Annotated in this window: 2 protein-coding genes; both read right to left on the reverse strand. The window is 36.5% G+C overall.

Features of this window, described 5'->3' with window-relative positions; translation table 11 throughout:
- Window positions 1-76 precede the first annotated feature (76 nt).
- Window positions 77-5674: an Ig-like domain-containing protein gene (locus PQF96_RS14760; protein ID WP_271767067.1), complete on the reverse strand. Its 5598-nt coding sequence runs from the start codon at window positions 5672-5674 to the stop codon at window positions 77-79.
- 651 nt (window positions 5675-6325) lie between these two features.
- The coding region (locus PQF96_RS14765; RefSeq protein WP_271767069.1) for a carbohydrate-binding protein at window positions 6326-8959 on the reverse strand (2634 nt) is incomplete at its 5' end.

Genomic DNA, 8959 nt, shown 5'->3' on the forward strand with positions numbered 1-8959 from the left:
AAAGGTGACTCTATTGTAATAGAGTCACCTTTAATACTAATACTAATACTAATACTTAATAGTATAATAGTCTAAGTTAATTTTTCATGAATTGAAGAGTAGTATTCTTACTAGCACTTCTTACCATTAAAAAGTAAATTCCGTTTTGAAGACGAGATACATCTAATTTGATGTTATTTTCTGTTGATGTAGTTTCTCGAATTACTGTTCGTCCTGAAAGATCTCTAACAGATATAACATCTTGTTTTGCGATACCTATAAGTTGTAATTGATCTTGTGCAGGGTTAGGGTATGCGACTATTTTAGTGTTATCTAAAGCAATTTTGGCACCGGCTGGCTCATCATAAGCAATAGTTAAAACGGGTTTTCCAGTCGCAGCTTCAGAAGAATTGAAGTTAGCATCTCCACCGCTAGCCTGGCTAACGATTAAGGTTAAGAAATTACCACTTACAGTAACACCAGTTAAAGCGATATCCTTAACTGCACCATTTGAGAAAGGACCATTTACATTTCCTAATGAAGCACCTTTGGCAGGAGCATTAGCAGAAGTTAAATTCGTTTCTGTCCAATTGCTATTAGTTCCCAGGTTAACGTTAATTACTCCGTTACCCACATCAGTATTTCCTGTAAGTTTTAAACTTGCAGAAGTAATAGCTCCAGTGATACCCGAGACATCGAATTTTAAGTAAGAAACACGATTTGTTCCATCAACATAAAGAACACTATTATTTATTGTAGAATTATTACTTGCTTGTATGTAAGCATCATCTACAGGGTTTAAAGTTGCTGTTTGCGGTGTGGTAGTTGTACCTCCAGAAGTACTACCAGAAAGTGTAGCAACTGGACTTGGTCCATTTCCTCCTGCACCACACAGAGAACGTACCACAAAATCGTATGTAGTACCAGCTACTAAATTATTAACAGTAATTGATGTAACCCCTGAAGATCCAGAAGCGAAAGCGAAAGCACCAGATAAAGAACCTGTATACGTGCCATCATTAAATGCTCTTACCTCAATTGTTCTAGTATCATTAGAAGTATTATCAAAAGATAAAGTTGCAGAGGTATCAGTAACACTTGATACTGTTAACCCTGTTGGAGCAACACTACAATCAGCAGTATTGATAGCATTTACAGTGATAGCACTGGTAGCAGTAAAGTTTCCATCTACAGAAGTAACAGTAATAGTAGCAGTTCCTGCATCCACTCCGGTAACTACACCAGTACCATTAACTGTTGCTATAGCAGTGTTGCTGGAGCTCCATGTTACATTTTTATTAGTTGCATTAGCGGGAGCTACGGTTGCAGTTAAGTTACTAATTTGTCCAACATCAATTGAAGCTGTTGTTGGCGAAACACTTACTCCGGTTACAGCAATTGTAGTGGTACCTCCAGAAGTGGTTCCGGTTACTATAGGAGAAGTAGTACTAACTCCTGGAGTTCCTCCAACGCATAAAGCACGGAAAACAAAATCGTATGTAGTACCAGCGACTAATCCGTTAATTGTAATAGAAGTACTTCCCGCAGGTGCACTAGCATAACTAGAAGCTCCAACACTTACATTTCCTGTAAAAGTTCCTGGTGCGTAAGATCTTAATTCAAAAGTTCTGGTATCACTCGCAGTATTATCAAATGATAAAGTTGCAGAAGTATCAGTAACATTGGATACTGTTAAACCTGTTGGTGCAGCACTACAATCGGCAGTATTGACTGCATTTACAGTGATTGCACTAGTAGCAGTGAAGTTTCCATCCACAGTAGTTACCGTAATAGTCACAGCTCCTGCAGATATTCCAGTAACTACACCACTAGTATTAACCGTCGCAATTGCAGTGTTACTAGAACTCCATGTTACATTTTTATTGGTTGCATTAACTGGAGCAACGGTTGTTGTTAAGTTACTAGTTTGTCCAACATCAATTGAAGCTGTTGTTGGTGAAACACTTACTCCGGTTACAGCAATTGTAGTTGTACCTCCTGAAGTAGTTCCTACAACTGTTGGAGCTAATGGACTTGCTCCTGGAGTTCCTCCTGGGCATAGAGCACGGAATAAAAAATCATATGCCGTACCTGCTTGTAAATTATTCATAGTAACTGATGTACTACCTGCAGCTGCAGCTGCAAAACCAGATGAAGTTGCATTTATATCTCCTGTAAAAGTTCCTTGAGGGAAAGCTCTTAATTCAAAAGTTCTACTATCATTAGTAGTATTATCAAATGATAAAGTTACAGATGTATTGGTTACACCTGATACTGTTAAGTTTGTTGGTGCAGTATTACAATCAGCAGGTGTTGGTGTATTGTCACTACACCTAAATTCTAATGATGTCCAACGTCCTCTAGAAAAAGCAGTACCATTTCCTTCTGGAATATTACCATTAGTATTAGAATTAAATTCTACTCTAAGTACGGCTTCATTGGCCACAGTTATACCTGTAAAAGTTTGACTAGCCGGAGCATAATCTGTGGTTGTAGTAGGGTTTTGGAATGTACCAATTAATACTTCATCTATAAATATTCTATAGGTACTTTCACCATCTAATTCGGTAAGTGTATTAATAACGACATCATAAGTTCCAGCTTCACCACTGAATGAAGTTGTTGCAGCAGCAAATTGATCTTTGTATTGTGATGCATCAATTGCTAAAGCATTTCTTACAGTATCTACATATCCAGGAGCAAACCCAGTTAATTCTCTGTTCGCAAAATCAGTAATAGCGCTTAGGCTTACATTAGTACAAGAAGATCCTCCACCGACAGCAACAGTACTTGTAGCAGTAAACCCACCATCAGCAGTTGTTGCTGTGATAATTGCACTACCGGTTGCAACACCAGTAACTACACCAGTCGCACTAACTGTAGCTACTGCAGTATTATTTGAACTCCAAGTTATACCTCTATTAGTGGCATTAGAAGGGGTAAAGCTTGGTGTTAAAGCACTAGTCTGACCAGCATTAATAGAAACCGTTGCAGGAGATACAGAAACTCCAGTTACAGCTATAGGGGTAGTATTACCCTCTCGTGGAGATTCTGGAGTTGTAGTGTTCATTGCTATAGTTCCTTTTCCAGTTTGGAACATAAATAACCTATCTATAACATGTCCCTGTGAACGTCCTGCTACTTCAATAGAATAATAGCCGGGAGCATCAAAGTCAGCAAAAATTACTAGTCCGTTTTGACCGTTATGCTCACCAAAACATTCATTAACAAAGGCATCTTTCTGTACCCATACTTTCATCCATTCATTTAGACTTCCAACCTTGGCACTTCCTTTTGTTCCATAAAAATCGGTTCCGTTAACTTTTAACCAGGAATCATTTGCACCATCAAATGTTGTTGAATTGAAACCATATCCTGTTCGCCAAATAAATTGATAAGTACCAGGAGTATTTATCTTGATATCATATTTTAAAACTCCATCAGGAAGAGGATCAACGAATTGGCGATCTGGACCATCATATTGGATATAACCATTACCTAAAGGCTGATTTCCTCCAGTTGTTTTTTTCGACCAAAGTGAATTTGTGGGAAAATCAAGTGATTCAGTATCAATGACTAAATAACCATCAGATTCTACCCAGGCACCTGTTATGACTGGCGCAGGAGTAACAGTAACTGTAGAGGTATCAGTAAAACCACCATCTTGAGTAGTTACAGTTATAGTTGCTGTACCTTCTGCAACTCCAGTTACAACACCGTTAGCATTTACCGTAGCTACTGCTGTATTATTTGAAGACCATGATACATTTCTATTAGCGGCTGATGAAGGAGTTACTACTGCTGTCAAATTAGATGTGCTTCCTACATTTACAGATACCGTTGCTTGTGTAATGCTTACTCCAGAAACTGGATCTGTACCATTTTGTCTTACTAAAGCAACCCAATCAGAGTTTGCAGAATTAGGAGGGTTACCAATACTTCTGTTAGCACCACCAGCAACCTGAGTAACACTACCATTTAATAGCGCTCCTCCGTTACGTGGATTAAACCATTGTACTGAGAAGTCTCCTGATTGTCCATTTAAGTTTAGATTGGTTGAACCTCCATTTTCTAGATAGATTACATAAGTTCTACCAGTTTCAGCCAAACAGTTTGCAGAACCTGAAACTAAATTGTCATTATTTGAAGTTTTCCAAAATTCAATATTATTATTTTGAAAAAAATCGATTACAGCATAACGTGACCAGTTGAATAATGTATTAAAACGGTTAAAATTTTCGGTTTTAAAATCACCTTGTCCACCACCATACCACATTACACCAGGTCCACCAGCGATCATAGTTTTCCAAAGAATACGGGTTCTTGCTTCTGTTTTTACTGAGCTATTAGCGATATCTTGCGATGTAAATATTCCAGTTCCACCAGGGTTTTGTTCATCAGAAGCAACTACCCATGGAGTTCCGTCATTTTTGGAATTATTAATCCAAGTTAATATTCCGTCAGGACCATTATAAGCAGAGGCATAATTATTTTTACTAGAACTCTGTATAGATGCTCCTGTTAGTTTTGCATCAAGACTTAACCAAGTTGTGTACTTATTGTGTTCATCTGGATATGTGTGAATTACACGATGGTTTTGCCAAGGATCATTAGCAGCCATAAAATCAATACGTTCGATAGCACTGGCAGGAGTTCCTCTATATTCTTCAGAAAAATTCCATTCTACTGCAAGATGATGCCCAAATCGTGCAATCATTTCTCGATAATATGTTTTTAATTCGGTACTGTTTAAAGCATCCCAGTTTTCGTTTTCAGCTAATTTTAAATGTAACAATAACCCATTTTGTTCAGCATGATTTAAAACAATTTCCCATTGTTCTAATTTAGATACGTCATAAACAAATTTAGCATTAGCAGTTGTCCATGGGTATACATTTTTATCATCACCTCCAAAAAGACTCATGGAAACAGAGTTCATTTTTTGATCTTTCAGATAATTTAAGGCACCGATAATATTTTTACCTTTACCACCATCCCAAGTTGGGTCAGTGTTGTTATAATCTGTAGCATGTGGGTTAAATTGATGTTCTGGAGTAAACCCAGAATTAATATTACCCGCTACATCAGCATCAAAATCATTATAGTTTAGGAAATTTTCAGGAGAATCAGGACCTAACTTCAAATAGTATTCTCCTGTTTCAGAGAATTGAAGATAACGACGTTCACTATCAGTACCAGTCGTTTTATAGACCAAACGTCCTTTTGCTCTTAAATCAGGAGCTGTTTTATTAGACGCAGTAATACTTCCAGCACTTCCTGTGAGATTATGCACAGGAGAAGGTAGATTACCAACATTACTAATTGCAATATCATTACCGGTATAATACAATATACGATATGTCCAGTTTCCCGTTTCATCGGGTCTTAGATAAGCCTTATATACTTTACCTTGTTTTGCATTGGTGTTAGCTGCATTTCCATCTGCAGCAAAAAAACCAGGTACTCTGATATTTCTACCACTTGGACTTGTAAAAATCACATCCATTCTAGTATTTCTAAATGTGGCTGCAGCTTCGGTTAAATTATTCCCTGGTAATGTTAAGGAAACGGTTATTTTATGCCATTTCTGGAGTGTTCCGCTGACATCAACGGATTGCGAATGCCCTCTAAAGGGCATAATTAATAACATCACTATTGTTAATAATGATGGAATTAATACTGGAGTTTTTTTCATGATTTGTGTTTGTGTTAAAAAGTTTTTTTAGTTAAATAGTTCTGTTTTAAATAAACCGCACTAATGTATTGTTACCATAATGGAATCACTATAGTTATTACATAAAAGAAGGGTACAAATGATTTTGTACTCCATTTGTACACTATGTACCCTGTTTGTACCCCTCTTAAGAAATACTCCCGTTCTTAATATATGTTTTTGGTTAAATATCTTAAAATCAGCATTTTAAATATGAATAGGGTGGTTTGAAAGTTATTTTTTAATGTTACTCTTAATATGAAGGCAGTAGGAGCTTCCAAAGTGAGATGGCAGTAATAATTGTCTAAAAGGACCCATAAACTAAAATGTTAGAAGTCAGTTTTATATAAGGTTTATTTGCTGAACGATTTAATATTTATAAGTATAATTAGAGCTGCTATATTATAAATGACAGAAAGAAGAATTTCTACAGTTAAAAAAAATAATCTATTAATGAAATGTTTTTAACTGATTGATAATAGGATATAGAGTGCTGTAATGTGTGAATGAAAGATAAAAATGATATTGGTTTATTTCACTATCTAAATATGAAATTATAAGCTTTAATAACTATAAAAACGCCATGCATTTATTTTGCATGGCGTTTTAAGATATTGAATGATTTGATTTATTTTAATTTTTCATAAATCGAAGTGTAGTACTTTTACTGTTGTTTTTTATTGTTAAAAAGTATACTCCTTTTTGAAGGTTAGACACATCTAGTTTCATATTTTTTGTTGTTGATGTATTTTCTCGAATTACAGTTCTTCCTGAAAGATCTCTAACGGATATAACATCGTGTTTAGCAATACCAAGTACTTGCAGTTCATTTACTGCTGGATTTGGATATACCATTGTTTTAGAGGTGTCTAACGCAATTTTGGCACTAGCTGGCGCATCATAGGTAATAGTTAATACAGGTTTCCCATTAGCATTTTCATCAGAAGCAAAACTAACGTCATTTCCTCCAGTTTGTGTTACTACTAAAGATAAGAAATTACCACTAATGGCTAAATTACTTAATGTGAAATTTTGGGCTTGATTTAAGCTATACGTTTTGTTTAAGTTTCCTAACAAAACACCTTTAGCAGGAGCATTTGCTGTATTTAAATTAGCTTCAGTCCAATTATTACTATTACCAAGGTTTACTTCTATGTTACCATTACCACTATCACCACTTACAGTTAGTTTAAGTGTAGCGGCTGTAATCGGCCCATTAATACCTGATACGTCAAATTTTAAGTAGGAAACTCTTTTTCCACTTTCAGTACGTAATATAGAACTATTGTAACGAGTATTTCCTTGCAGAAATGCATCATCAATGGCTGATAATGTTGTAGTTTGTGGAGTGGTTGCGGATGTACCTCCTGTAGTACTTCCTACGATAGTAGGAGCTAGTGGACTCGCACCAGGAGTTCCTCCACTACATAAAGCTCTCAATACAAAATCATAAGAAGTTCCGTTTTGTAAACCATTCATCGTTATAGAAGTACTTCCGGCAGCACCAGCAGCAAATCCTACACCGCCAGAATTAATGTTTCCTGAGAATCCACCCTTAGGGAATGCCCTTAATTCAAACGTACGTGTATCATTAGCAGTATTGTTATATGATATAGTGACCGAAGTGTTCGTAGCACTTGCAATAGCCAGATTAGTAGGTGCTGTACTGCAATTAGCAGAACCGGTTGGAGTAGTCAAAGTTAATACAGCACGATCAAAGTTAAACAAGAAACCAGCAGTACCAGTATACGTAAAACGAATTTTTTGTGTACCTGCAGCCAAATTCAGGTTTCCAGAAACAGGAGTACTATAGTTATGCCAGTCATTATTTACAGGAACAGTTAAGCTTGCCAAATTATTTCCGGCAACAGAAGCTACAATATTTCCTCCCACACCATTTGAAGATACGAAGGCATCCATTTTATAAGTACCCGCATTAGCAACATTAATATTGTATTCTGTATAGTTATTATTTGTAATAAATCCTAAATTTTGACCGCCTCCTGGTGTGTTTTCAGCTTTTACTCCTCCATTTTTAGCAACAAAGTTTTCTACTTGAATGGTTCCCGGAATAGCAATTGAAGTAGGGTTAGGGTTTGGATTATCACAATTTGCTGCAATAGGATTGGCACCTGCACCAGATGGCTTAGTATACGCTTTTGATAAAATAAATTTATCCATTTCAAAACCATCTTCTCTCATAGAAAACGAAATGGTATGAATACCAGCGGTAGGTACGTTTATAAATATTTGCTGTGCAACTCCACAGTGATTAGCATTCGTACGTTGTTTACTTTCCCATGTCCAGGCATTTTTACCGGCACACCATTGCATTTTCTTTCCAGAATCTGGCCAGGTACCATCAATACCAACATGTATTCCGTTATCCTCGGATCCAGTAGAATACGCTCTTACCCAAACAAAATATTTACCTGGAGAATTAAATTTTACTTTATAATCTAATACAGCAGCGACACCTGGTGCATCAGAAAAGCTAACTCCAGGAACTAGAGGATCACCATGCGTTACACGAGTATCAGGTAATAACTCAACATATTTTCCTCCACTTGCAGCTCCTTGATGACCTGGATCTGGATCTGGATTAGGCGTGCTACCATTTCCTCCACTACCAATAATAAACCACTCTCTATCTTTAGTTTTAGATTGTTTTACAAAATCTTCAGCTTCGATAGCTGCTATACCGTTTTTTTCTTCAAATGTTTTATTGGTACATGGAGTAGGGTCTGGACCAGGGTTTGATATAGTATTCATTACATATCTTGACCAAAATTTGTCATGTGTATCTGCATTTGAACCTATTTCAAAAATCCACCAGTTTTCTACACAATCTGAATAATCAACACCATCTGTGAAGAAGAATGACCAATCATGGGGAAATCCGTTTGGGAAATAATTGTTGAAAATACGATCAGCCTCTGTCCATAGGGTTTTAGCTACACTATTGGGAGAGTTTTTAGCTTGATCAACAAATGAATTACTTCTATTTCTGTACATAGGAGTAGACCAGGGTCCATGATCTCCCCAACCATCGTTCCAACCAGCATTTCCATCATCAAGAAGAAAATATCTAGTATTTGCTTTTACATTGTTGAGTTTTGATTGATTAGCCTGCCCCTCATTAAAGCCATCATCATGTTGTACGAGAATGACATTGTTTTTAGTTGTATTAGAGTTGATACCATTGCTGGCATTAATTACTGGCATTAACCAATCAGCAGTAACATCTGATTGACCTCCTTCCTGAAC

The sequence above is a fragment of the Aquimarina algiphila genome (assembly GCF_947494415.1).
In the GTDB taxonomy this organism is placed as follows: Bacteria; Bacteroidota; Bacteroidia; order Flavobacteriales; family Flavobacteriaceae; genus Aquimarina; species Aquimarina algiphila.

Coding starts and splice junctions, on each gene's coding strand:
- PQF96_RS14760 (WP_271767067.1), bottom strand. CDS start 5,674: ATGAAAAAAACTCCAGTATTAATTCCATCATTATTAACAATAGTGATG.